The 23,911-nt window shown below is 55.7% G+C and carries 24 protein-coding genes; all 24 read left to right on the forward strand.

The window, feature by feature from the left end:
• Positions 1-47: 47 nt before the first annotated feature.
• The 24 genes from mnmG to ACN0V1_RS03310 all read left to right on the forward strand — a co-directional run bounded on the left by mnmG (position 48) and on the right by ACN0V1_RS03310 (position 23,825).
• A complete protein-coding gene (gene mnmG, locus ACN0V1_RS03195; RefSeq protein WP_417543584.1) occupies positions 48-1,934 on the forward strand; it encodes a tRNA uridine-5-carboxymethylaminomethyl(34) synthesis enzyme MnmG in 1,887 nt (628 codons plus the stop codon).
• Positions 1,935-1,942: 8 nt separating this feature from the next.
• Positions 1,943-2,587, forward strand: coding sequence for a 16S rRNA (guanine(527)-N(7))-methyltransferase RsmG (rsmG, locus tag ACN0V1_RS03200; RefSeq protein WP_417543585.1), 645 nt, complete (start codon positions 1,943-1,945; stop codon positions 2,585-2,587).
• Positions 2,588-2,650: 63 nt separating this feature from the next.
• Entirely contained in the window at positions 2,651-3,445 is a 795-nt protein-coding gene (locus ACN0V1_RS03205) for a ParA family protein (protein ID WP_417543586.1), read from the forward strand.
• A 63-nt stretch (positions 3,446-3,508) separates the two neighbouring features.
• Positions 3,509-4,384, forward strand: a complete 876-nt coding sequence (locus ACN0V1_RS03210) for a ParB/RepB/Spo0J family partition protein (RefSeq protein WP_417543650.1) — start codon at positions 3,509-3,511, stop codon at positions 4,382-4,384.
• A 269-nt stretch (positions 4,385-4,653) separates the two neighbouring features.
• Positions 4,654-5,049 carry an ATP synthase subunit I gene (locus ACN0V1_RS03215; protein ID WP_417543587.1) on the forward strand — a complete coding sequence of 132 codons (396 nt, stop codon included), beginning with the start codon at positions 4,654-4,656 and terminating at the stop codon, positions 5,047-5,049.
• A 19-nt stretch (positions 5,050-5,068) separates the two neighbouring features.
• Positions 5,069-5,944 carry a F0F1 ATP synthase subunit A gene (gene atpB, locus ACN0V1_RS03220; protein ID WP_417543588.1) on the forward strand — a complete coding sequence of 292 codons (876 nt, stop codon included), beginning with the start codon at positions 5,069-5,071 and terminating at the stop codon, positions 5,942-5,944.
• Between the two features lie 72 nt (positions 5,945-6,016).
• Entirely contained in the window at positions 6,017-6,274 is a 258-nt protein-coding gene (gene atpE / locus ACN0V1_RS03225) for a F0F1 ATP synthase subunit C (protein WP_026224019.1), read from the forward strand.
• A gap of 63 nt (positions 6,275-6,337) precedes the next feature.
• Positions 6,338-6,808, forward strand: a complete 471-nt coding sequence (locus ACN0V1_RS03230) for a F0F1 ATP synthase subunit B (RefSeq protein ID WP_417543589.1) — start codon at positions 6,338-6,340, stop codon at positions 6,806-6,808.
• A gap of 15 nt (positions 6,809-6,823) precedes the next feature.
• Positions 6,824-7,360 carry a F0F1 ATP synthase subunit delta gene (locus tag ACN0V1_RS03235; RefSeq protein WP_417543590.1) on the forward strand — a complete coding sequence of 179 codons (537 nt, stop codon included), beginning with the start codon at positions 6,824-6,826 and terminating at the stop codon, positions 7,358-7,360.
• Between the two features lie 28 nt (positions 7,361-7,388).
• Positions 7,389-8,933 carry a F0F1 ATP synthase subunit alpha gene (atpA, locus tag ACN0V1_RS03240; protein WP_417543591.1) on the forward strand — a complete coding sequence of 515 codons (1,545 nt, stop codon included), beginning with the start codon at positions 7,389-7,391 and terminating at the stop codon, positions 8,931-8,933.
• A 73-nt stretch (positions 8,934-9,006) separates the two neighbouring features.
• Positions 9,007-9,870 carry a F0F1 ATP synthase subunit gamma gene (gene atpG, locus ACN0V1_RS03245; protein ID WP_417543592.1) on the forward strand — a complete coding sequence of 288 codons (864 nt, stop codon included), beginning with the start codon at positions 9,007-9,009 and terminating at the stop codon, positions 9,868-9,870.
• 56 nt (positions 9,871-9,926) lie between these two features.
• Positions 9,927-11,321 carry a F0F1 ATP synthase subunit beta gene (gene atpD / locus ACN0V1_RS03250; protein WP_417543593.1) on the forward strand — a complete coding sequence of 465 codons (1,395 nt, stop codon included), beginning with the start codon at positions 9,927-9,929 and terminating at the stop codon, positions 11,319-11,321.
• Between the two features lie 48 nt (positions 11,322-11,369).
• A complete protein-coding gene (locus ACN0V1_RS03255) occupies positions 11,370-11,792 on the forward strand; it encodes a F0F1 ATP synthase subunit epsilon (RefSeq protein ID WP_291951301.1) in 423 nt (140 codons plus the stop codon).
• 150 nt (positions 11,793-11,942) lie between these two features.
• Positions 11,943-13,310, forward strand: coding sequence for a bifunctional UDP-N-acetylglucosamine diphosphorylase/glucosamine-1-phosphate N-acetyltransferase GlmU (gene glmU, locus ACN0V1_RS03260; protein ID WP_417543594.1), 1,368 nt, complete (start codon positions 11,943-11,945; stop codon positions 13,308-13,310).
• Positions 13,311-13,337: 27 nt separating this feature from the next.
• Complete coding sequence (gene glmS / locus ACN0V1_RS03265) at positions 13,338-15,170, forward strand: glutamine--fructose-6-phosphate transaminase (isomerizing) (RefSeq protein ID WP_417543595.1); 1,833 nt, start codon at positions 13,338-13,340, stop codon at positions 15,168-15,170.
• Positions 15,171-15,196: 26 nt separating this feature from the next.
• Positions 15,197-16,081: a LysR family transcriptional regulator gene (locus ACN0V1_RS03270; protein WP_417543596.1), complete on the forward strand. Its 885-nt coding sequence runs from the start codon at positions 15,197-15,199 to the stop codon at positions 16,079-16,081.
• Between the two features lie 115 nt (positions 16,082-16,196).
• A complete protein-coding gene (locus tag ACN0V1_RS03275) occupies positions 16,197-17,000 on the forward strand; it encodes a putative hydro-lyase (protein ID WP_417543597.1) in 804 nt (267 codons plus the stop codon).
• A 53-nt stretch (positions 17,001-17,053) separates the two neighbouring features.
• Entirely contained in the window at positions 17,054-18,118 is a 1,065-nt protein-coding gene (locus ACN0V1_RS03280) for a TRAP transporter substrate-binding protein (RefSeq protein WP_417543598.1), read from the forward strand.
• Positions 18,119-18,182: 64 nt separating this feature from the next.
• Positions 18,183-18,779 carry a TRAP transporter small permease subunit gene (locus ACN0V1_RS03285; protein ID WP_417543599.1) on the forward strand — a complete coding sequence of 199 codons (597 nt, stop codon included), beginning with the start codon at positions 18,183-18,185 and terminating at the stop codon, positions 18,777-18,779.
• A complete protein-coding gene (locus ACN0V1_RS03290; RefSeq protein ID WP_417543600.1) occupies positions 18,776-20,059 on the forward strand; it encodes a TRAP transporter large permease in 1,284 nt (427 codons plus the stop codon). The genes ACN0V1_RS03285 and ACN0V1_RS03290 overlap by 4 nt, the downstream gene beginning before the upstream one ends.
• A 40-nt stretch (positions 20,060-20,099) precedes the next feature.
• Positions 20,100-20,777: a DUF2848 domain-containing protein gene (locus ACN0V1_RS03295; protein ID WP_417543601.1), complete on the forward strand. Its 678-nt coding sequence runs from the start codon at positions 20,100-20,102 to the stop codon at positions 20,775-20,777.
• The gene (locus ACN0V1_RS03300; RefSeq protein WP_417543602.1) at positions 20,774-22,141 is read left to right on the forward strand and encodes an amidase; all 1,368 of its coding nucleotides are present in this window, start codon (positions 20,774-20,776) and stop codon (positions 22,139-22,141) included. Before ACN0V1_RS03295 ends, ACN0V1_RS03300 begins: the two co-directional genes overlap by 4 nt.
• Positions 22,138-22,866 carry a 5-oxoprolinase subunit B family protein gene (locus tag ACN0V1_RS03305; RefSeq protein WP_417543603.1) on the forward strand — a complete coding sequence of 243 codons (729 nt, stop codon included), beginning with the start codon at positions 22,138-22,140 and terminating at the stop codon, positions 22,864-22,866. The genes ACN0V1_RS03300 and ACN0V1_RS03305 overlap by 4 nt, the downstream gene beginning before the upstream one ends.
• Positions 22,863-23,825 carry a biotin-dependent carboxyltransferase family protein gene (locus tag ACN0V1_RS03310; protein ID WP_417543604.1) on the forward strand — a complete coding sequence of 321 codons (963 nt, stop codon included), beginning with the start codon at positions 22,863-22,865 and terminating at the stop codon, positions 23,823-23,825. Before ACN0V1_RS03305 ends, ACN0V1_RS03310 begins: the two co-directional genes overlap by 4 nt.
• The last annotated feature ends 86 nt before the right edge of the window (positions 23,826-23,911 follow it).

Consider the following 23,911-nt stretch of genomic DNA (forward strand, 5'->3'; position numbering starts at 1 on the left):
GTTATACTCCCCGCCCTGTTTTTATCCCCCGAATTCCGAGGTGAACTGTGGATTTTCCAACGCGTTTCGATGTCATTGTCATTGGCGGCGGCCATGCTGGTACCGAAGCCGCGCTTGCGGCTGCGCGAATGGGCTCCCAAACCCTGCTGCTGACTCACAACATCGAAACCCTCGGCCAGATGTCCTGTAACCCGGCGATCGGGGGCATTGGCAAAAGCCATCTGGTGAAGGAAATTGACGCTCTCGGCGGCGCCATGGCGCAGGCGACTGACCTGGCCGGCATCCAGTTCCGGGTACTTAACAGTCGCAAAGGCCCGGCGGTACGCGCTACCCGTGCCCAGGCTGACCGGGTTCTGTACAAGGCGGCGATTCGCCACACTCTGGAAAACCAGCCCAACCTGACGCTGTTCCAGCAAGCAGCAGACGATCTGATTGTGGAAAACAATCAGGTTACCGGCGTTGTTTCCCAGACCGGTATCCGGTTCAATGCCAAAACCGTGGTACTGACAACCGGTACTTTCCTTGGCGGCGTTATCCATATTGGTATGCAGCACCACGCCGGTGGCCGTGCCGGCGACGCGCCTGCCAACGCACTGGCTCAGCGTTTACGGGAGCTGCCATTTAACGTGGGCCGGCTGAAAACCGGCACACCGCCGCGCATCGATGCCCGCAGTGTCGATTTTTCCGTGATGCAGGAGCAGTGGGGCGATGACCCGACGCCGGTCATGTCTTTTATCGGCAGCCGTGATCAGCATCCTGAGCAGGTCTGCTGCTACGTAACCCGCACCACTGAGCAGACCCACGATATTATCCGCAGTGGTTTTGATCGCTCGCCCATGTTTGCCGGCAACATTGAAGGCATAGGGCCGCGCTACTGCCCGTCGATTGAAGACAAAGTCAGTCGCTTTGCCGACAAGGACTCGCACCAGATTTTTGTAGAGCCTGAGGGCCTTACCACCCATGAGCTGTACCCAAACGGCATTTCTACGAGTTTGCCGTTTGATATCCAGCTTGCCGCCGTGCGCACGATTCCGGGCTTTGAAAACGCCCATATCACACGGCCGGGCTACGCCATCGAATACGATTACCTGAACCCGCAGGACCTGCGCCACACACTGGAAACCAAGTTCATTCAGGGCCTCTATTTTGCTGGCCAGATCAATGGCACCACTGGCTATGAAGAAGCCGGCGCCCAGGGGTTGCTGGCAGGCATCAACGCAGCCCTGCGCTCGCAGGAGAAAAGCGAATGGTATCCACGCCGGGATGAGGCCTATCTGGGGGTGCTGGTCGACGATCTGATCACCATGGGCACCAGCGAGCCTTATCGCATGTTTACCAGCCGGGCCGAGTACCGCCTGATTTTGCGCGAAGACAACGCCGATCTGCGATTGACCGAAGCCGGCCGCAAACTCGGCCTGGTGAATGATGAGCGCTGGCAGAAATTCAATGCCAAGTTCGAGGCCATAGCGACTGAGCGCAAACGCCTGGAGTCCACCCGTATTCATCCTGCAACCGATGCAGGCGAGCGCGCCAATGGCTTTCTCAAGCAGCCGATGACCCGGGATCACACCCTGGCGGAGCTGCTTCGTCGCCCGGAGGTTGTGTACAGCCATATTGCCGAGATCGGTGCCGCCCAGGCGGATGATCCGGTTGTGGCAGAGCAGGTCGAAATCGAGATCAAGTACGAAGGTTACATTTCACGCCAGGCCGAAGAAATTGAGCGCCTGCGCCGGAATGAGAACACTGCTCTGCCCATAGATCTGGATTACGATGTCATCGGTGGCCTGTCCAACGAGATCAAACAGAAGCTGAAAGAGGTTCGCCCCGAAACGGTGGCCCAGGCTTCGCGGATTCAGGGCGTTACGCCGGCTGCGATCTCGCAGATTCTGGTGAACCTGAAAAAGCGCGAGCTTCTGCGCAAACAGAGCGCCTGAGCACCTCTATGACCCAAACACTCTGGCAACGCCAGCTCCGGGAAGGGCTGGCCGCGATGCAGCTTTCCCTGAGCGAAACCCGGCAACAAGAGCTGCTGGCATTTTTGTCCCTGCTCAATAAATGGAACAAGGCCTACAACCTCACGGCTGTGCGCAACGAGGGGGAGATGGTCTCCCGGCAGTTGCTCGACAGCCTTAGCATTCTGCCTTGGGTAACCACGGAGCATCTGCTCGATGTCGGTGCCGGCGGCGGCTTGCCGGGTATCCCTCTGGCTATTGTGCTGCCAGAAAAGCATTTCACCCTTTTGGATAGCAACGGTAAAAAAACCCGATTCCTGAATCAGTGTGTGCTTGAGCTTGGTCTGAAAAACGTGGACGTGGTTCACGGTCGTGCCGAAGACTGCAAGCCCGAACAACCGTTCAGCCAGGTCAGCAGCCGTGCGTTTACCGCGTTGGATAACCTGGTGGATTGGTGTGGTGATCTGCTGGCCATTGAAGGTAGTTTCCTTGCCATGAAAGGCCAGTATCCGGATGATGAAGTAGCTGCCCTTCCTGCCGGTTGGCAGGTATCATCCAGCCATTCCCTTGAGGTCCCCGGCGTCGGCGGTGAGAGACACCTGCTGGTTGTGACCAAGGCAGAGCAGTCCCGGTAGATAGCAGTCTGAGTAACCCGCAACTGTATTCGGCAGCTGTATTTAATAACAAGGAGGCGAGACATGGCGCGCGTGATTGCAGTGACCAATCAGAAGGGTGGTGTTGGCAAAACCACCACTTGCGTCAACCTTGCCGCCTCACTGGCCGCCACCAAGCGCCGGGTTCTGCTGGTGGATATGGATCCCCAGGGCAACGCCACCATGGGCAGCGGTGTGGATAAAAGCGGGCTGGAGCTCTCAGGATACGACCTGCTCACCAAACGAGCGACGGCAGCTGAGGTGATTATCCATGCGGAAGCTTCCGGCTTCGATATCATGCCCTCGAACGGCGACCTGACGGCTGCAGAAGTGGCGCTGATGAACGAAATCGGCCGGGAGCACCGGCTGAGACTTGCCATCAACAGCGTCCGCGAAAATTACGACTACATTCTGATCGACTGTCCGCCTTCACTCAGCCTGTTGACCGTCAACGCGCTTTCCGCAGCTGACTCAGTGCTTATCCCCATGCAGTGTGAGTACTACGCACTGGAAGGCCTTGCCGCACTGATGAATACCGTTGAGCAGATCAAGGAAACGGTCAATCCGGAACTGGAGATCGAAGGCATTCTCAGAACCATGTACGACCCCCGGAACAGCCTCACACTGGATGTGTCTGGCCAGCTTACCGAGTATTTCGGGGACAAGGTTTATCGAGCCGTCATTCCACGCAACGTGCGCCTGGCCGAAGCACCCAGTTACGGGCTGCCGGCATTGAAATACGACAAGGCGTCCAAGGGCGCTATTGCTTACCTGGCGCTAGCCGGCGAAATGGTGCGTCGCCACAGGGCAGAAAAGACATCCGCTGAGGTTGCGGTGTAACATGGCGGCTCGTCTCTCTTAAAAGATGCACAACGACTATCAACGGGAAGAATGACTGATACCATGGCGGCGAAGAAACGAGGATTGGGCGAGCGCGGGCTGGGAGCCCTGCTGGCCGGGTCCAGGGTTAACCTGGATCAGGAACTGAAAGACCACGACGGTGAGTTGCGACAGGTTCCCATCGATCTGATCCAGCGCGGCCGTTTTCAGCCACGTCGTGACATGGATCCCACTGCTCTGCAGGAGCTGGCGGATTCTATTCGTCAGCAAGGCGTGATGCAGCCGGTTGTGGTTCGCCCCATTGCCGAGGGTCGCTATGAGCTGATCGCCGGCGAGCGTCGTTGGCGCGCCACCCAGATGGCGGAACTGGACAGCATACCCGCCATTATCCGGGATGTTCCTGACGAAGCGGCCATCGCCATGGCGCTTATCGAAAACATCCAGCGTGAAAACCTCAACCCCATTGAAGAAGCCTTCGCCCTTCAGCGCCTGCAAGAAGAGTTTGGCCTGACTCAGGCCCAGGTGGCCGAAGCCGTGGGTAAATCCCGCACCACCATCACCAACCTTCTGCGCCTGATTGGCCTGACCGAAGATGTACGTTTAATGCTGGAGCACGGCGACCTGGAAATGGGCCACGGTCGCGCCATGCTGACACTCTCGCCGGAACAACAGATGCAGGTCGCAAAACAGGTGGTCGCCAAGTCGCTGTCAGTAAGGCAGACTGAAGCGCTAGTGCGTCGGGTTCAGCAGGAAACGACAACCGGGAAACCGGCTAAATCAGATGCCATCGATCCCAACATTCGTGCACTGCAGGATGATCTCGCCGAGCGTCTGGGGGCAAAAGTGTCCATTGCTCAAGGGCAACGTGGCAAGGGCAAACTGGTGATTGAGTACAGTTCACTGGACGAATTGGACGGTATTCTGGGTCATATCCGGTAAGACGCCGGATTTTCCCATTACGTTCGAACCCGTCATGAAAGTTTGTTGCCGCCGCCATACACAACATGTAGTGGTTAAAAACTGAACGAGCGCCTATTTGTGTCGGATGAGCACCAACCCCGGTGCTCTTGCGGTTTTTCACGGTTTGCAGTTGGTGCGGTTTTGTTGATTCATGCACATTGAACACATATAATCTGCGGCGCTCATATCGGTGCGCCTGTCCACTTTTTAGACGGCATCGGTTAACAGCATCGAACTCTGGGACAAGCATGGCTAAAGCAGCTCCGGGCGGTATTCAGCGTCCGCCGATCGCACAATGGTTTGCAGTAAAGAGTGTGGTACTTGTTCTGGTCAGTCTGGCGTTTCTGTTTCGTGGTCAGATTTCCGGTTATTCAGCGCTTCTGGGTGGTCTCATTTTTCTGCTGCCCCACGGTTACTTTGCGCTTAAGGCATTCCGCTACACCGGCGCGCGGTCTGCCAAAAAGATCATAAGCTCTTTTTATCAGGGTGAGGCCGGCAAGCTCATTCTGAGTGCCATCTTGTTTACGGTGGTGTTTACATGGATTCAGCCGCTTGACGTAGCGGCACTTTTTTTAACATTTGCGATCATGCTGGTCACCAACTGGTTAACGCCGCTTTTGGTAAACAGCTCGCAGCGACGCTAACAGGACCTGAGAGAACGATATGGCAGGCACAACCGCATCCGAGTATATCCAGCATCACCTCCAGAACCTGACCTATGGGCAGTTGCCGGAAGGTTATGAACGTTTTGACGGTACTGTGCTTTCTGACACATCCTGGACCATCGCACAAACCGCCAAAGAAGCTTCCGATATGGGCTTCTGGGCGATTCACGTGGATTCCATGGCCTGGGCCATTGGTCTGGGAGTCCTGTTTCTGTTTCTGTTCCGCATCGCCGCCAAGCGCGCGACCTCTGGCGTGCCGGGTGGGCTTCAGAACTTTGTAGAAGTGATGGTTACGTTTGTTGATAACAGCGTAAAGGAAACCTTCCACGGCAAGAACGCCGTTATTGCGCCGCTGGCACTGACTATTTTCTGTTGGGTTTTCCTGATGAACCTGATGGATCTGGTACCAGTTGATTTCATTCCGCACCTGTTTACGCTGGCAGGTTTCCCGTTCATGAAGATCGTTCCGACCACGGACATCAACGTGAGCCTGGGCATGTCACTGTCAGTGTTCGCGCTGATTATCTATTACAGCATCAAGATCAAAGGTGTAGGTGGCTTCGTTGGCGAGCTTACGCTGCACCCGTTCTCATCTGACAATTTCTTCCTGAAGCTTGTGCTGATTCCGGTCAATCTGCTGCTGGAAGGTGTCAGCTTGCTGGCCAAGCCTGTTTCACTGGCGCTACGTCTGTTTGGTAACCTCTATGCGGGCGAGCTGATCTTCATCCTGATTGCTCTGCTGCCCTTCTGGGCACAATGGGCGCTGTCTGTACCCTGGGCGATCTTCCACATACTGATCATCACGTTGCAGGCCTTCATCTTTATGATGCTGACCATCGTGTACCTGAGTATGGCGCACGAAGACAGTCACTGATTAAGTGTTGAAAACGTAGTTCTGAACCCCTAACCCTTAAACTGAAAACCAAACTGAAGACTGGGAGTTATCATGGAAACTGTAGTTGGAATGACCGCGATTGCTGTTGCATTGCTGATCGGCCTGGGCGCACTGGGTACTGCTATTGGCTTTGGTATTCTGGGTGGCAAATTCCTGGAAGGTGCTGCGCGCCAGCCGGAAATGACCCCAATGCTGCAGGTTAAAATGTTCATCGTTGCAGGTCTGCTGGATGCCGTGACCATGATCGGTGTTGGTATTGCACTGTTCTTCACCTTCGCCAACCCGTTTGTCGGCCAGCTCGCCGGTTAATCGAATCGCCACCGGAATGTTCCGGAACGGTGTTTTCTTACATAACAGGCGAGAGGTGAAGACGTGAACATTAATTTGACGATTCTTGGTCAAGCCATCGCGTTCTTTATCTTTGTTGTTTTCTGTATGAAGCTGGTCTGGCCTCCGGTCATTGCCGCTTTGCAGGAACGACAAAAGAAGATCGCTGACGGACTGGCTGCTTCAGATCGTGCAGCACGTGATCTTGAACTGGCGCAGGACAAGTCAGCTCAGGCACTGCGTGACGCCAAGCAGCAGGCCGCCGGCCTTATTGAGCAGGCTAACAAGCGCGCTGCCCAGATTGTGGAAGCATCCAAGGATGACGCCCGCAAAGAAGGTGAGAAGCTGATTGAGCAGGCCAAGGCCGAAATTGAACAGGAACGGAATCAGGCTCGTGATGCGCTGCGTGCAGAAATTGCCGTCATCGCCGTTGCGGGTGCCGAGAAGATTCTGGAAACCTCTGTCGATGCCTCCAAGCACAACGAAATGTTGGAAAAACTGGCGGCAGAACTTTAAACGACGAGGTTCATCATGGCAGAACTGAGAACGCTGGCCCGTCCTTACGCAAAGGCAGCATTTTCCGCTGCCCGGGAACACGACCAGCTTGCTGAGTGGTCCCGGGTACTGACGATTGCCGGACAGATCACTGCGAACAAAGACATTCGACAGCTTCTAGCGAATCCGGGTCTGGAAGAGCAGAAGAAGGCAGACATGATTCTGGACGTCGCTGAAGCAGGCGACTCAGAACAGGTACACAACTTCTTTGCTGTGCTGGCTGAAAACCGCCGACTCGCTCTTCTTGCCGAGATTGCAGCGCTCTTCGACACGTACCGGGCTGATCTGGAGCGCACTGTTGATATCGAAGTGACCGCAGCCTTTGAGCTGACGGACGAACAGCAACAGAAGCTCGCCCAGGCACTCTCGAAGAAACTCGAGCGGCAAGTGTCACTCGCAGCGTCTTTAGACAAGTCATTGATTGGCGGTGTGATTATTCGCACCGGCGATATGGTGATTGACGCATCGGTACGCGGAAAGCTGAACAAGCTGGCCGACGCTCTGGGCTCCTGATTTCAGCACAAGGTTTGAGGATATTGGCATGCAGCAACTGAATCCATCCGAGATCAGTGACATCATCAAGAAGAGAATCGAAAAACTCGATATCTCTTCTGAAGCAAAAAACGAAGGTACAATCCTGTCTGTTTCCGACGGGATCGTACTGATCCACGGTCTTGCCGACGTTATGTCCGGTGAGATGATTGAATTTGCCAACGGCGTTTTCGGCATGGCTCTGAACCTGGAGCGTGACTCCGTAGGTGCGGTTGTGCTGGGCGACTACGAAGAACTGGCAGAAGGCCAGAAAGTTCGTTGTACCGGGCGTATTCTGGAAGTTCCGGTTGGCCCGGAGCTGCTGGGTCGCGTAGTTGACGGTCTGGGTAATGTGATTGATGGTAAAGGCGAGCTGGGCACTGATCTTACCGCTCCGGTTGAGAAGGTTGCACCGGGCGTTATCGAGCGTCAGTCTGTTGATGAGCCGGTACAGACCGGCCTGAAAGCCATCGATACCATGGTGCCTATCGGTCGTGGCCAGCGCGAGCTGATCATCGGTGACCGTCAGATTGGTAAGACAGCCGTCGCCATTGACGCCATCATCAACCAGAAAAACAGCGGCATCAAGTGTATCTATGTGGCCGTTGGACAGAAGCAGTCTTCCATTGCGGCGGTTGTGCGCAAGCTGGAAGAGCACGGCGCGATGGATCACACCATCGTAGTTGCTGCTGGCGCCGCCGATCCGGCAGCGATGCAGTTTCTGGCTCCGTACTCTGGTACCTCCATGGGTGAATATTTCCGTGACCGTGGTGAAGACGCCCTGATCATCTATGATGATCTATCCAAGCAGGCTGTGGCTTATCGCCAGATCTCCCTGCTGCTGCGTCGTCCGCCGGGCCGTGAAGCTTACCCGGGTGACGTGTTCTATCTGCACTCACGTCTGCTGGAGCGCGCTTCCCGTGTTAACGCAGACTACGTTGAGAAATTTACCAACGGTGAAGTGAAAGGCAAAACTGGTTCCCTGACCGCTCTGCCGATCATTGAGACCCAGGCCGGTGACGTATCTGCATTCGTACCGACCAACGTAATCTCGATCACCGACGGCCAGATCTTCCTGGAAACCAACCTGTTCAACTCCGGCATCCGCCCGGCCATGAACGCCGGTGTATCCGTATCCCGGGTTGGTGGCGCTGCCCAGACCAAGATCATGAAAAAGCTCGGCGGTAACATCCGTCTGGCACTGGCCCAGTATCGTGAGCTTGCCGCTTTCGCACAGTTCGCTTCAGATCTTGACGAAGCAACCCGTCAGCAGCTTGAGCATGGTCAGCGTGTTACGGAACTCATGAAGCAGAACCAGTACAGCCCGATGTCTGTGGCTGAAATGGGTACGGTTCTGTTTGCAGCCAACGAAGGCTTCCTGGACGATGTTGATGTCGACAAGGTTGTGACGTTCGAAGCGCAGTTGCTCGACTGGATGCGCTCCGAACAGAAAGACCTGCTCGCCAAGATCAACGAGAAAGGCGATTACAACGACGAAATCGCTGCCGGCCTTAAAGCTGCACTTGAGAAATTCAAGACCACTCAGAGCTGGTAAGAAACGGGTCCGCAGCAAGAGCCGCGGGCCGCTTTCGAAGCAACGAGTGTCTAACTTGAGAAGGCAGTGAGTTATGGCCGTCGGCAAAGAAATACGTAACCAGATTTCAAGCATCAAGAGCACGCAGAAGATCACCAGTGCCATGGAAATGGTAGCGGCGAGCAAGATGCGTAAAGCTCAGGAACGCATGCAGGCTACCCGCCCGTATGCCGAGAAGATGCGGCAGGTAATCGGGCACATTGCCAAAGCGAATGCTCAGTACAAACACCCGTTCATGGTTCAGCGCGATGTCAGGCGTGTGGGCTATATTGTGGTGTCAACTGATCGTGGCCTTTGCGGTGGTCTGAATATCAACCTGTTCAAGGCGCTTGTCCGTGAAATGAAAGCGTGGAAAGACAAAGGGGTGGAAACCGATCTGTGCGCCATCGGGCAGAAAGGGGCCTCCTTTTTCGGGAGCTACGGCGGTAACGTCGTTGCGGCGCTGACCCATCTGGGTGATAGCCCGAGCTCTGAAAAACTCATCGGCAACGTAAAGGTTATGCTGGATGCGTTCTCGGAAGGCAATATTGACCGCCTTTATGTGGTCAGCAACGAGTTCGTCAACACCATGACCCAACGCCCGACGGTAGAGCAGCTCCTGCCTCTGCCTGAGAGCGAAGACGAAGAAGAGATCAAGAACCAGTGGGAATATCTCTACGAGCCCGATGCCAGGCAGATCCTCGATGGTCTTCTGCCACGTTTTATTGAGTCCCAAGTATATCAGGGTGTGGTAGAGAATCTGGCATGTGAACAGGCAGCCCGGATGATCGCCATGAAGAGCGCAACCGACAATGCCGGTGACATTATCGGCGAGCTTCAGTTGGCTTACAACAAGGCGCGTCAGGCAGCTATCACCCAAGAGATTTCGGAGATTGTGAGCGGGGCGGCTTCGGTCTGATCCGGCCCACAATCCAACTGGTTTTATTGACTACTTAAGATAACGAGGAACCGAGCATGAGTAGCGGACAAATCGTTCAGATCATTGGCGCGGTTATCGACGTGGAATTTCCACGTGACTCCGTACCCAAGGTATATGACGCACTGCTGCTTGAAGGTGGCGAAACAACTCTGGAAGTCCAGCAGCAGCTGGGTGACGGAATCGTTCGTACCATCGCCATGGGCAGCACCGACGGCCTTAAGCGAGGCCTGAAAGCAGAAAACACAGGCAAGGCAATCTCGGTACCGGTTGGTACCAAGACCCTTGGCCGTATCATGGACGTTCTGGGTCGTCCCATCGACGAACAGGGTCCGATCGGTGAAGAAGAGCGTTGGGGTATCCACCGCAAAGCTCCGGGCTATGCCGACCAGGCAGCGTCTGCAGACTTGCTGGAAACCGGCATCAAGGTTATCGACCTGATCTGCCCGTTCGCCAAGGGTGGTAAAGTTGGCCTGTTCGGCGGCGCCGGTGTAGGCAAGACCGTTAACATGATGGAGCTGATCAACAACATCGCGAAAGAGCACTCCGGTCTCTCCGTATTCGCAGGTGTTGGTGAGCGGACTCGTGAAGGCAACGACTTCTACTACGAAATGAAGGACTCCAACGTTCTTGATAAAGTAGCGATGGTCTATGGCCAGATGAACGAGCCCCCCGGAAACCGTCTGCGTGTCGCCCTGACCGGCCTCACCATGGCTGAGAAGTTCCGTGACGAAGGTCGTGACGTACTGTTGTTCGTTGACAACATTTACCGTTACACCCTCGCGGGTACTGAGGTATCTGCACTGCTGGGCCGTATGCCTTCAGCGGTAGGTTACCAGCCGACGCTGGCCCAGGAGATGGGTGAGCTGCAGGAGCGTATTACCTCCACCAAGACAGGCTCCATCACGTCTGTCCAGGCAGTATACGTACCGGCGGATGACTTGACTGACCCGTCACCCGCCACCACCTTCTCGCACCTGGATGCAACCGTGGTACTGAGCCGTGATATCGCTTCCAAGGGTATCTACCCGGCGATCGATCCGCTGGATTCCACCTCGCGTCAGCTGGACCCACTGATCATCGGTGATGAGCATTACGAAGTAGCTCGTGGCGTGCAGACCAACCTGCAACGTTACAAGGAACTGAAAGACATCATCGCCATCCTGGGTATGGACGAACTGTCAGAAGAAGATAAACTGACAGTAGCCCGTGCCCGTAAGATTGAGCGTTTTCTGTCCCAGCCGTTCCATGTTGCTGAAGTATTCACCGGTTCACCCGGTAAGTACGTTTCCCTGAAAGAAACCATCAGCAGCTTCCAGGGCATCCTTAACGGCGACTACGATGATATGCCTGAGCAGGCGTTCTACATGGTCGGTGGCATTGAGGAAGCGGTTGAGAAAGCGAAGGAAATGAAGAGCAAGGCCAAGAGCTGATTCTGAGCCATTGCGTTTGTTTCCGGATCGATCAAAGAGGCAACTGACATGGGTATGACCGTGCATTGTGATGTGGTAAGTGCCGAAACGAAGATCTATTCCGGATTGGTGGAAATGTTGATCGCAGCCGGCTCTGAAGGTGACCTGGGTATTGCACCGGGTCACGCGCCGCTGCTGACCGAGCTTAAGCCTGGGCCTATTCGGATCATCAAGCAGGGTGGTGAGGAAGAAATTCTTTACGTGTCCGGTGGCTATCTGGAAGTTCAGCCCAATCTGGTGACTTTGTTGGCCGATACGGCGGTTCGTGCAAAGGATGTGGACGAAGCCGCTGCAATCGAGGCTCAGAAAGAAGCCGAGAAAGCACTTGCCAACAAGACCGGTGAATTCGAATATGTCCGCGCCGCCGCAGAGTTGGCTGAGGCTGTTGCTCAGCTTCGTACGATTCAGCAGTTGCGTAACAAAATGCGCTAGGCATTTTTGTTTCGGGCTTGCCGTACACCGAAGCCGCATCCTGAACAGTGGGAAGACTGACGCCAGGCGTCTGTTCTTCCGGCTGCAAAGGCTGCGGCTTTTTTTATCGAATCCTTTCTACTGCTAATTGTCCGGGAGCCTGACGTAGCCATGAGCCCGTTACACGTTGTGATTCTGGCCGCCGGTCAGGGGTCAAGAATGAAATCCGCCCTGCCGAAAGTTCTGCATTGCGTGGCTGGCCGACCGATGCTGCATCATGTTATCGGAACCGCCAGGCAGCTGGGTGCTGAAAAAATTCATACGGTTATCGGCCACGGCGGCGACAAGGTTCGTGAGACAATCACCGAGAGTCTGGTGAACTGGGTGGTGCAGGAGCAGCAACTGGGCACCGGCCATGCTGTCGCTCAGGCGTTGCCTCACCTTCCCGATGACGCCCGCGTTCTGGTTCTATACGGTGATGTGCCTTTGACTCGCACAGATACCCTGAACGCCATGGTGGAGGCCCTGGATGACAATGCCCTCGGTCTGCTGACCGTCACCCTTGATAACCCGCAGGGCTACGGTCGGATTGTGCGCAATTCCGATGGCAAGGTAACGTCCATTGTCGAACAGAAAGACGCCAGTGCAGAGCAACTGGCGATCTGCGAAGTGAACACGGGCATTCTTGCCGTAGCGGCGAAGCACCTGAAGGCTTGGCTGCCGGCGCTTTCCAACGCCAATGCTCAGGGCGAATACTACCTCACTGATATTATTGCCATGGCGGTCGAACATAATCTGGGGATTTCGGTATCCCAGCCGGAAGACTCATTTGAGGTTCAGGGTGTCAACAACCGCCTGCAACTGGCGGAACTTGAACGGTGGTTCCAGAAACGCGAAGCCGAACGCCTGATGACAGAGGGTGCCACCCTGGCGGATCCGGCCCGTATCGATGTACGCGGCGAGCTGACCATCGGCAATGACATTCTGATTGATGTGAATGTGGTCTTCGAAGGCAAGGTAAGTCTTGGCAACAATGTGTCTGTTGGCCCGGGCTGCGTTATCCGGGATGCAGTGATAGCAGATGGCGCGCAGATCAACGCCCACAGCGTAATCGAGGGCGCCGTAATTGGCGCCAATGCCCAAATCGGCCCTTTTGCCCGGATACGCCCAGGCACGGAACTGGCCGCGAATACCAAGATAGGCAACTTTGTCGAAACCAAAAAAACCGTGGTGGGAGAAGGCAGCAAGATCAATCATCTGAGCTATGTGGGTGACACCTCTCTGGGCCGTAACGTGAATGTAGGTGCAGGAACCATTACCTGTAACTATGATGGGGTAAATAAATTCCGGACGGTGATTGGCGATGGGGTTTTTGTGGGTTCCAATACCTCGCTGGTAGCGCCGGTCCGCATCGGTGCCGGAGTGACCGTTGGGGCGGGATCTACCATTACCCGGAACGTCGAAGATAATGAATTAGCGGTGGCCCGTGCACGCCAACGCAATATCGAGGGCTGGGAACGGCCAAAAAAATCTGATTAATCCATTATATGAACAGGTGGAAGCAGCATGTGTGGCATTGTAGGTGCGGTTTCGGAACGTGACGTTCAGGGCATTCTTCTTGAAGGCCTGCGCCGCCTCGAATACCGGGGATACGATTCTGCCGGTATGGCAGTTCTGGACGGCAAAAGCGTTGTTCAGCGCGCTCGGGAAGTCGGCAAGGTAGCGTCGCTGGCGGCTGCTATCGAAACCAATCCGCTTTCAGGCTATCTGGGCATTGCCCATACCCGCTGGGCAACCCACGGAGAGCCGTCACAGCTCAACGCCCACCCGCACATGTCCGGCGATCGCCTGGCCATTGTTCATAACGGAATCATCGAGAACTATCAGGAGCTGCGGGAAGAACTGAGGGCCGACGGCTTTGAGTTTACCTCCCAGACCGATACCGAAGTGGTTGTGCACCTGATTGAAAAGAACTTCCGCGAGCTGGGCAAGCTTTACGATGCCGTGAAGAGCTCCATCACCCGCCTGCGCGGTGCCTATGCGCTCGCCGTGGTGCATGCCGATGAACCGGATCACATGGTGGTTTGCCGGGAAGGCAGCCCTCTGGTCGTGGGCGTGGGTATCGGTGAGAACTTTATCGCTTCGGACCAGCTTGCACTGCTGCCCGTGACCGACCGCTTCATGTTTCTGGAAGAGGGCGATCTTGCAGATATCCGCCGCGACAGCATTGAGATTCATGATCGTGAGGGTACGCTGGTTGAGCGTGCCATCAGCCGTTTTGAGCACAGTGCGGACTCAGTAGACAAAGGCGAGTACCGGCACTTCATGCTCAAAGAAATCAATGAGCAGCCAAGAGTTATCAAGGCCACCATGGAAGGCCGCGTGACAGAGTCACGGGTATTGGAGCAAGCTCTTGGTACTGCGGCTGGGGATCTGTTGAAAGATATCCGGCACGTGCAGATCATTGCCTGTGGCACCAGTTATCACGCCGGAATGGTTGCCCGCTACTGGATTGAGGATCTGGCAGGCGTGCCCTGCTCAGTGGAGGTGGCTTCCGAGTTCCGCTATCGCAAGCATGTGATCCAGAAAGACACGCTGTTCCTGTGCATTTCCCAGTCCGGTGAAACAGCCGATACTCTGGCTGCACTGCGGCAGGCGAAGAAAGCGGGTTTCCGTGCCGCGCTGGCGATTTGCAACGTTCCGGGCAGCTCTCTGGTTCGTGAATCGGATCTGGTTATCATGACTCAGGCCGGGCCGGAAATCGGCGTTGCCTCCACGAAAGCGTTCACCACCCAGCTGGTAGCCCTGCTGATTTTCACCTTGGCACTGGCTCGTAAAAACGGCCTCAGCGAAGAGCGGGAAGCGGAAATAGTTAAAGCGCTGCATCGGGTGCCCGGTCAGGTCAGCGATGTATTGGCGCTGGACGGTGAGATCGCAGAGATGTCCAAGCGGTTTATGGACAAAAACCATGCCCTGTTTCTGGGCCGCGGCTCTCAGTTCCCGGTAGCGATGGAAGGTGCACTGAAGCTGAAAGAAATTTCTTACATTCACGCTGAAGCCTATCCGGCCGGCGAACTGAAGCATGGCCCGCTGGCGTTGGTTGACAGCGAAATGCCCGTGATCACGGTTGCACCGAATAACCGCATGGCCGAAAAGCTGAAATCGAACCTGGAAGAAGTCCGCGCCCGCGGCGGTGAGCTGTTCGTATTTGCGGATCGCGCAGCGGATATAAAACCGGAAGAAAACATCCACGTGCTGCAGCTTCCGGAAGTACACGAAATCACGGCTCCGATTGTCTATACCGTTCCGTTGCAGCTTCTGTCTTACCATGTTGCTGTGCTCAAAGGCACGGATGTGGACCAGCCCAGAAATCTGGCGAAAAGCGTAACGGTTGAATAGCGCCAGTTGCAGAGCGATATTTCGCTATGAAAATCAAATCGCTGGAAACCTTTTTCTGGATTGCCAAACTCGGCAGTTTTCGAGCGGCAGCAAAAAAACTCTACGCATCACAACCGACGATTTCTGCCCGAATCTCCGGCCTGGAAGATGAGCTCGGTATAGAGCTCTTTGACCGGTCCGGCCGGAATGCCGTTCTCACCGCTGAAGGTCGGCAGGTGCTGTCCTACGCCGAAAAAATTCTCCAGCTCCATGCTGAATTACTTGAAAGCGTTGCCAGCCCGGATGCTATTCAGGGCACTATACGCCTGGGTGTTGCAGAAACTGTTGCTTACACCTGGCTGCCGGAGTTGATAGAAAGCATCAGTGACACCTACCCGGCGATAAACCTGGAGCTGGATGTTGATATCTCGGTCAATCTTTCAGAAAAGCTGCTGAAACGAGAGGTTGATATAGCATTCCTTATCGGTGAAGTGAAGCAGGAGGGCTTTTTCAATATGCCTTTTTACAGCTACCCGTTGATATGGGTTGTCAGCCCCAAACTGGCGCTACCTCCTGAGCCCATAAGCCTCTCCGAGCTGGCAAAAATCCCGATTATTACCTATCCGAGAATGAGCGAGCCTCACGTTAATATCCGCTCATTGATCAACAAAATGAGCAACTCCACCCAGATTCATTCCAGCTCTTCGTTATCCACGATTATCCGCATGGCTGTGGATGGTATCGGGGTGAGTGCCTTGCCAAAGGAGATCATCAAAACGGAACTCGCAACGGGGCAGCTCCGTGAGTTTTCGGTGGAGGCCAGTATTCCCGATCTGGTTTTCAATGTTGCGTATTGCGCGGCACCGGGAGCAAATGTTGTACGGGCTGTAGTAGACCTTTCCCTCAAAATTGCCGCGTCCAAACCCTTCTAAAATCGACATTATGTCTGTTTGATCAAATTTATCTATCAAAGTTGATTCTAAAATTCGATTTGTACTTATCAGTGTCTCTCGCTAGCCTTAAGAAAAAGCAAAATAAGGCAGGATCATGGCTTCGTTGGATAACCCTCAGCGCTTTATCACGCCCCAAGATGTCAGGCTGGCAGCCCGCAATGGCTCGCTGCTTGGCTCGACGGCCGGCATGGCAAACGGTTTTGTTCAGGTCAATCTGGTCATATTGCCGGAAGAGCAAGCCAATGGCTTTCTGCGCTTCTGCCAGGCAAACCCGAAGCCCTGCCCGGTGCTGGCAGTCAGCGAACCGGGCGCAAGGCAATGCGATGTGCTGGGTGAGGATCTGGATATTGCCCGGGATGTACCTTCTTACCGTATCTACCGCAATGGCCAATTCGACGGCACGCTGAACGATGTTTCAGATGTGTGGCGCGATGATCTGGTGACCTTTGCCATTGGCTGTTCGTTCAGCTTTGAACATGCCCTGCTGCAGAACGGTGTGCCGGTGCGCCACATTGAGGAAGGGCGCAATGTGCCCATGTACAAGACCTCGATTTCCCTGCGCCCAGCGGGAGGATTCAGCGGGAACATGGTGGTATCCATGCGCCCCTTCCGTGCCGCAGCGGCCATTCGCGCCGTTCAGATTACCACGCGTTTTCCCCAGACCCACGGCGCCCCGGTGCACCTTGGCGATCCTTCATTGATCGGAATAGAGAATCTTGGCTCACCTGATTACGGAGATGCGGTTTCTGTAGCAGGTGATGAAATACCGGTCTTCTGGGCCTGTGGGGTTACACCGCAGCAGGTTCTCATGGATTCGGGGATCAAATTTGCGATTACACACACGCCGGGCCATATGTTGGTTACGGACATTCCTGAAAGTCAGGTGGCTTTGCTTTAAGGCTGTCCTGCAACCGCTGTAATACCAAAATAAATATGAAGAGGAAGAAGGCAATGACGACAAGAAAATATCTCGCATCCGCAGTGACTGCAGTAATGCTTGCTGCCACAGCACAGGCATCGGCTCAGGAGCTGGATAACACCAGTATTTCCTATGTCGGGAGCTGGAGCAGCCTGTCCCTGTACAAGAACTTTGAAAAGCCCTTCTGGCAGGAGCACGTACCTGAAGCGTCTGACGGGCAGATCAAAACCGAGGTGACCACCTTTGATCAGATGGGTCTTGGCGGAGGCGAGGTATACCGTTTGATGGCGCGCAATGTCATTGATGTAACCTCCACGGTGGCGGATTACGCAGTGGAAGATGCCCCTGAGCTTGAAGGCCTGGATATGCCAATGATGGCTCCAGACGTGGAGACAGCACGGAAGATAGCAGACGCGTATCGGCCCGTGCTCGCCGATGCGTTTGTCGCGCGTTTCGATAACGCGAAACTGCTTGCCATAGCGCCTTACCCCTCTCAAGTGGTGTTCTGCAACACAGAAATCAAAGGGCTCTCGGACCTGAAAGGCAAAAAGATTCGCGCCAGCGGGCGCACCACGGCCGAGTTCGTGCAAGCCCTGGGTGCTGAAGGCATAACACTGAATTTCAGTGAGGTACCAGGTGCCTTGCAGCGCGGTGTTATTGACTGCGCGGTCACCGGATCGCTCTCAGGCTACAGCTCTGGTTGGCAGGAGGTGTCTACGCACCTCTATCCGCTGCCGGTGGGCGGTTGGGATTACGTGCTCACGGCAATGAATGGCAAGAAGTGGGCTTCACTGTCTGCAGATACCCAGAAGTGGCTGCAGAACGAAATTCAGGTTAACTATGAGAATCCCGTGTGGGAGTCCGCCGTTGAGGAAACCCGGGAAGGTATCGCCTGCCTGACCGGCAACGGTGAATGCGCGCGCGGTGAATCTGGAGATATGGTCCTGGTTGAGGCAACCGACGCTGACTTCACAGAAGTGTCCCGTCATCTGCAGGCAACATTGCTGCCCAACTGGGCTGACCGTGTTGATCAGAAGTGGGTGGACCGCTGGAACGAGACCATCGGCAAGGTAACGGGTCTTAAAGCGGCCAAGTAATACGTTGGTCAGTTAAAAGAGCGGGGGCTGTCTCGGACAGCCCCCGCTCGCCCTGGAGAAACCTATGTTACAACAGATCAATAGCGGGCTGGACCGACTGCTTGTCGGAGTGGATATCGGATCATTGTGGATGGCCCGGGCGGCGGGACTTCTTATTTTGTTGACCGTCGGCCTGGTCACAACAGAGGTGCTTTCGCGCCAGATTTTTGGTCGATCGAGTGTTCATGCCACCGAGCTGACCGGTTACATTATGGCCATCAGCTCAAGTTGGGCGTTTGCCTACACCCTTATGCGCAAAGCGCACATCCGTATCGACGCTTTGTACCTGACACTGCCGACCAGTGTGCGCAGCGTGCTTGATCTGATTGCCATGCTGTCCCTTGCGCTGTTCTGTGTGCTGATTGTGGGAGCCGCGTTTGAGGTGGCCCATCATTCCTATTCGGGCGGTTCCCGAGCAAACACCCCTCTTGGTACGCCCATCTGGATACCGCAGCTGCTTTGGCTGATTGGCCTTGTCTGGTTCAGTATTGCGGTCGTCTTGCTATCCCTTCGCGTGCTGTTCGGTTTATTGAGCGGCAACATTGAAGATGTGCAAAGAATTGCAGGCAGCCCAACGCTTGATGAGCAAATTGCCGACGAGAACAGAGAGGCTGCCCAATGATCCTTATTTCGCTGATTGTTTTACTGGTGCTGCTTATCATCAGCGTTCCGGTCGCAGCCACACTGATTGTGTTGGCGCTGTTTCTTGACGAGTTTTTTTCACCCTTCCCGCTGATTAACGCGATGGGTGATGTATTGTGGTCGGCGTCAGACAGTTTTCTGCTGATCGCCATTCCACTGTTTATATTGCTGGGCGAAATTCTGGTTCGAACCGGGATTGCCAAGAGCACTTATCGAGCGCTGGAAAGCTGGCTTTCCTGGCTGCCCGGTGGGCTGCTTCACGCCAATATCGCTACCGCCACGCTGTTTTCCGCAACTTCCGGCTCCAGTGTTGCGACGGCCGCCACCATCGGTACCGTTGCCATTCCCCAGGGCAAGGCAATGAACTACGATCCGAAGCTGTTTACCGGCTCGATTGCCGCCGGCGGCACACTGGGAATCATGATTCCGCCGTCGATCAACCTGATCGTTTATGGCTTTCTTACTGAAACCTCCATACCAAAGTTGTTTGCAGCCGGGCTGGTGCCGGGCTTGCTGTTGGCGTTCCTGTTTGTGCTGGGCACGGCACTGATCTGCCTCTGGCGGCCATCGCTTGGCGGGCCTAGCACTCACCACTCCTGGAGCGAGCGTTTTTCAGGGTTGACCAGCCTGGTGCCGGTGTTGGCGCTGTTTGGTGTTGTGGTCGGCTCGATTTACGCCGGCTGGGCAACGCCCACGGAAGCGGCCTCTCTGGGCGTCATTGGCGCGCTTCTGATTGCGCTTGTCATGGGCAAGCTGAGCAAGAGTGTTGTTATGGAAGCCCTCGAGGGCACTATGCGCACAACCGGTATGATCGTGCTCATCATCATCGCCTCGTATTTTCTCAACTTTGTGCTGGCCTCGACGGGCATTACCCGTGAACTGAGCTCGTTTCTGGAGGCGGCCGGCCTCGGGCCGTATATGACGCTCCTGCTCATCATTGGCTTGTACATCGTTCTGGGCTTTTTCATCGAAACACTGTCGCTGATGGTAATCACCATTCCGATTGTTGCACCCATCATTGTTGCACTGGGTTTTGATCCGATCTGGTTCGGCATACTGCTGATTCTTCTGATCGAAATGGCTCTTATCACTCCGCCCGTAGGGTTGAATCTGTACGTGGTGCAGAGCGTTCGTAAAGGTGGCTCGTTCAACGATGTGATGATCGGAGCCATGCCTTATGTCGGATTCATGATGGTCATGGTCGTGCTGCTCGTGCTGTTCCCGGCTCTGGCGTTGTATTTGCCCGGCATACTGAACTGATTAATTAGTCATCCCTAAATAGCAACAACAGGATTCTTTCATGACAACGTTTTATTTGGCAGGTACCAACAACGCCCTAGAGATTGATGTCGAGGAGCTCATTATTGCCGGATGGGCAGGCCGTGAGCAGGCGGGAATTGATGAGCACATTGAAGAGTTGAAGGCGATTGGTGTTACGCCGCCTTCAAGCACACCTTTGTTCTACCGCGTATCGGCGGATCAACTGACGACGGCTGAAACCGTGCAGGTGTTGGGTGGTGAATCCAGCGGAGAAGTAGAAGTTGTTCTGATTGGCACCGAGCAGGGTACGTTTGTGGGCATCGGATCGGATCATACGGACCGGGAAGCCGAGGCCTGGTCTGTGGCGCATTCCAAGCAGGTGTGTGCCAAGCCTGTGGGCCAACAGTTGTGGACTCTGGAAAGTGTTATTGATCATTGGGATGAACTGAAAATCTCCTCTTATGCTACGTTCGGGGGTAAAGAGGAGCTTTACCAGCAGGGTGGTGTAACAGGCCTGTTGCACCCGAAGGACCTGTTGCAGCGGTTTGGCCTGGATGAGCCGAAGCTTGCGCCTGGCCAGGCCATGCTGTGTGGCACTCTGCCGGTCATTGGTGGCGTGCGCCCCTCCGAAGCTTTCCGAATGGTTCTTGAGGACCCGGTAACGGACCGGAAACTCGAGCATTTTTATCACATAAAGACGTTATCGGTGGTGAAATGAAGCAACAGTCTGGTCTGGCGCCTGTGGATCTGTCAGAGGCGACCTTAGCGTCGCTGCTTGACGGGATACATCAGAACAAGTGGCATGCGAGCCAGTTGCTCGAAGCTTGTCTGGACAACATTGATCGGTACGATGATCCCGCCAATCAGGTTTATACGGCTCGCTTTGACCGCACAGCAAGAGCCGAGGCGGCCGCGATTGACGCGCTCCAGAAGGGTCGCGTTCCTTTGGGTGAGCTTGCCGGGCTGCCGATGGCGCTCAAGGTTCTGTTTGATGTGGCAGGTGAGGTGACTCACTCGGGCTCCAGGTGGTGGAAACAGCCGGCACAGCGTGATGCGCTGATTGTTTCCCGCCTGCGCCGGGCGGGTGCCGTTATTACCGGGCACACCAACATGACTGAGTTTGCCTACTCCGGGCTCGGGCTCAATCCATACTATGGCACGCCGGCGAACCCGCTGGCGCCGGGGCGGATATCCGGCGGGTCCTCATCCGGTGCTGCTTCCGCAGTGGCTCACGGAATGGCGGTTGCTGCTATTGGAAGTGATACCGGGGGTTCGGTGCGTATTCCTGCGGCCTTCTGCGGCCTGGTCGGGTTCAAACCTTCCCAACAACGAATCCCCCGCGAGGGTTCCTTCCCATTATCCGACAGTCTCGATTCCATAGGCCCGATCGCCCGCAGCGTTGAGTGCTGCGCGCGTATTGATGCTGTGCTTGCGGGTCATCGCTGGCAACCAGGTGCGCCGGTTGATCTGCGCGGGCGTCGCTTTGTGGTGCCGACCAATTACATGATGGGTGGCGTGTCTCCGGGTGTTGCTGAGGCGTTTTCACGCAGCCTTCGCGCGCTGCGGGATTGCGGGGCCTATATTGTGGAAGCGCCAGCACCCGTGCTGGACGCACTGCCGGAACTGCTGGAGGGAGGCGGGTTCACCGCGGCAGAAAGTTACCACATTCACCGCAAGTGGCTGCAGCAGCACGGCGATGAATATGACCCCCGAGTACGCACGCGCATGGAGAGAGGCGCAGGTATCAGTGCAGCGGATTATCTCGAATTGCTGCGCCTCAGGGCGGAACGAAAAAAACAGGCGGACGAGTGGCTTGCCTCCTATGACGGGCTTCTTGCACCAACCGTTCCGGTTGAGCCGCCACTGCTGACGGAGCTTGAGAGCGACGAGGATTATGCGCGCCTGAACCTGTTGATTCTGCGCAACCCAACCGTGGCGAACCTATTGGATCTGTGCGCGATCACGCTGCCCAACCATCGCCCCGGCGATTTGCCAAGCGGGCTGATGCTGGTAGGCCGTAATGGCTCGGATGGTTCCGTGCTTGGAATCGCGCAAGCGATGGAAAAGGCACTACAGCCGTGAGCCATAAGCCGACACTGCGTAATCCGAGGCTCGAGTCCGCAGGGTTGGATAGCTGGATCGTGAGGCTGTTCGAGGATATCGACGAGCACAATCTGCCCTGGTTATCCGCGCTATCGCGCCGGTGTGAGCAGGCGTTTGGTGATGCGCTGATTGATCTGGTGCCTTCCTATACCACGCTTCTGGTGGTTTTTGATCCGTTGATGGTATCGCCATCCCAGGCCCGCGTGCTGATTAGCCGGATACTCGTTGATCTGGAACCGGAAGACAGCGCTCATGCGGGAGAGATACACGAGCTCCAAACCTGGTACGACCCCAGCGTAGGCCCGGAGCTGTCGCGGGTGGCCAAGCACGCCGGGTTGTCGGTTAATGAGGTGATCGACGCTCACAGCCAGCAGGTATATCGTGTGTTTGCCCTGGGATTTGCCCCCGGCTTTGCGTTTATGGGGTTAACCGATCCCCGCCTTGAGTGTGGCAGGCTTGATACACCCCGCCGGCGTGTGCCCCCCGGGAGCGTGGCCATGGCGGGTCGCCAGACAGCCGCATACCCAACGGCAACGCCCGGCGGTTGGAACCTGCTGGGGCGCACCAACGCGAGGCTGTTTGACCGCGAGCGCACGGGCTTCAGCCTTTTGCGGGTGGGTGATCAGGTGCGTTTCGTGCCCGTGAGCCGAGAAGAATTTGAACGTGAGGGCGGGGATACCACGCCCATGGAGCCGTTGGCATGAGGCAACAAACAAAAGCGGAGCCTTGTATCAGAGTATCGCGTGCCGGGCCTCTTGCTTTACTGCAAGACAGCGGCCGATTTGGCGTTCGCCATCTGGGCGTTACTCAGGGTGGTCCGGCGGATCTGTATTCCTGGGCCTGGGCCAATCTCCTTACCGGCAACCCCTGGGGTACGGCCAATCTGGAGATTACCTTTGGCGGCCTGCAGCTGGTTGCCGGCAGAGATCTGGAAATAGCCATTACCGGTGCAGACCTGGGCGCGACTCTGGAGCAAAAGCCGGTTCCGCAGTGGCAACGGATAACCTGGAAGGAAGGGGAGACCCTGGCTTTTGCCAAGCCGGCGAGTGGGCTCAGGGCGTATCTCGCCGTTTGTGGCGGGTTTGTAGCAGAGCCTGTGTTGGGCAGTGTTGCCTGCGTAACCCGGGAAGAACTGGGCGGTTTCTGCGGCATGGGTATCAAGCTGGCAACGGGGGATCAGTTGTCTGTTCACACCGCTGAGCTGCAGGCTGGCGAAGGCCTGACACAGGCACCTCGGGAAGCCATACCGGATTTCAGCCAGCCGGCGGTGCTGGACCTCCTGCCGGGCGCACAAATTGCGCACTTCACGGGCCGCAGTTTGTTCGACGCGTTCAACACCTGGTGGCAGGTTGATGACCGTGCTGACCGCATGGGCGTTCGCCTTATCGGCCCCAGGCTCAATTGCAAGATCAGCACTCTTGTTTCAGAAGGCATTAACCTCGGTGGCGTGCAGGTGCCGCCCGATGGCCAGCCGATCGTTTTGTTGAATGATCGCCAGACCATTGGTGGCTATCCCCGGCTTGGCTCCCTTTCACCTTTGTCGGCCTCGCGACTGGCTCAGTGTTTACCCGGAGAACGAATTAAACTGGTCGCCAAAGGCAGTGGCGTGGTACTTGAAGAGTACCGGTCTTTCCGGGCTCTTTTTAACGCGGTCTCCCGTTAGCGAGCGAATATTACTCTGGCACTGTCAGTACTAAAGAGTGAGGCTATCCTGTATCTTTGTCGCATTTCCCGGCACAGAAATATCAA

Origin of the sequence: Marinobacter sp., from assembly GCF_048266785.1 — a bacterium.
Classification (GTDB): Bacteria; Pseudomonadota; Gammaproteobacteria; order Pseudomonadales; family Oleiphilaceae; genus Marinobacter.

Excerpts from the sequence above, each read along its gene's own strand:
- rsmG (WP_417543585.1), top strand. The coding sequence starts at position 1,943 with ATGACCCAAACACTCTGGCAACGCCAGCTCCGGGAAGGGCTGGCCGCG.
- ACN0V1_RS03205 (WP_417543586.1), top strand. The coding sequence starts at position 2,651 with ATGGCGCGCGTGATTGCAGTGACCAATCAGAAGGGTGGTGTTGGCAAA.
- ACN0V1_RS03210 (WP_417543650.1), top strand. The coding sequence starts at position 3,509 with ATGGCGGCGAAGAAACGAGGATTGGGCGAGCGCGGGCTGGGAGCCCTG.
- ACN0V1_RS03215 (WP_417543587.1), top strand. The coding sequence starts at position 4,654 with ATGGCTAAAGCAGCTCCGGGCGGTATTCAGCGTCCGCCGATCGCACAA.
- atpB (WP_417543588.1), top strand. The coding sequence starts at position 5,069 with ATGGCAGGCACAACCGCATCCGAGTATATCCAGCATCACCTCCAGAAC.
- atpE (WP_026224019.1), top strand. The coding sequence starts at position 6,017 with ATGGAAACTGTAGTTGGAATGACCGCGATTGCTGTTGCATTGCTGATC.
- ACN0V1_RS03235 (WP_417543590.1), top strand. The coding sequence starts at position 6,824 with ATGGCAGAACTGAGAACGCTGGCCCGTCCTTACGCAAAGGCAGCATTT.
- atpA (WP_417543591.1), top strand. The coding sequence starts at position 7,389 with ATGCAGCAACTGAATCCATCCGAGATCAGTGACATCATCAAGAAGAGA.
- atpG (WP_417543592.1), top strand. The coding sequence starts at position 9,007 with ATGGCCGTCGGCAAAGAAATACGTAACCAGATTTCAAGCATCAAGAGC.
- atpD (WP_417543593.1), top strand. The coding sequence starts at position 9,927 with ATGAGTAGCGGACAAATCGTTCAGATCATTGGCGCGGTTATCGACGTG.
- ACN0V1_RS03255 (WP_291951301.1), top strand. The coding sequence starts at position 11,370 with ATGGGTATGACCGTGCATTGTGATGTGGTAAGTGCCGAAACGAAGATC.
- glmU (WP_417543594.1), top strand. The coding sequence starts at position 11,943 with ATGAGCCCGTTACACGTTGTGATTCTGGCCGCCGGTCAGGGGTCAAGA.
- glmS (WP_417543595.1), top strand. The coding sequence starts at position 13,338 with ATGTGTGGCATTGTAGGTGCGGTTTCGGAACGTGACGTTCAGGGCATT.
- ACN0V1_RS03270 (WP_417543596.1), top strand. The coding sequence starts at position 15,197 with ATGAAAATCAAATCGCTGGAAACCTTTTTCTGGATTGCCAAACTCGGC.
- ACN0V1_RS03275 (WP_417543597.1), top strand. The coding sequence starts at position 16,197 with ATGGCTTCGTTGGATAACCCTCAGCGCTTTATCACGCCCCAAGATGTC.
- ACN0V1_RS03280 (WP_417543598.1), top strand. The coding sequence starts at position 17,054 with ATGACGACAAGAAAATATCTCGCATCCGCAGTGACTGCAGTAATGCTT.
- ACN0V1_RS03285 (WP_417543599.1), top strand. The coding sequence starts at position 18,183 with ATGTTACAACAGATCAATAGCGGGCTGGACCGACTGCTTGTCGGAGTG.
- ACN0V1_RS03290 (WP_417543600.1), top strand. The coding sequence starts at position 18,776 with ATGATCCTTATTTCGCTGATTGTTTTACTGGTGCTGCTTATCATCAGC.
- ACN0V1_RS03295 (WP_417543601.1), top strand. The coding sequence starts at position 20,100 with ATGACAACGTTTTATTTGGCAGGTACCAACAACGCCCTAGAGATTGAT.
- ACN0V1_RS03300 (WP_417543602.1), top strand. The coding sequence starts at position 20,774 with ATGAAGCAACAGTCTGGTCTGGCGCCTGTGGATCTGTCAGAGGCGACC.
- ACN0V1_RS03310 (WP_417543604.1), top strand. The coding sequence starts at position 22,863 with ATGAGGCAACAAACAAAAGCGGAGCCTTGTATCAGAGTATCGCGTGCC.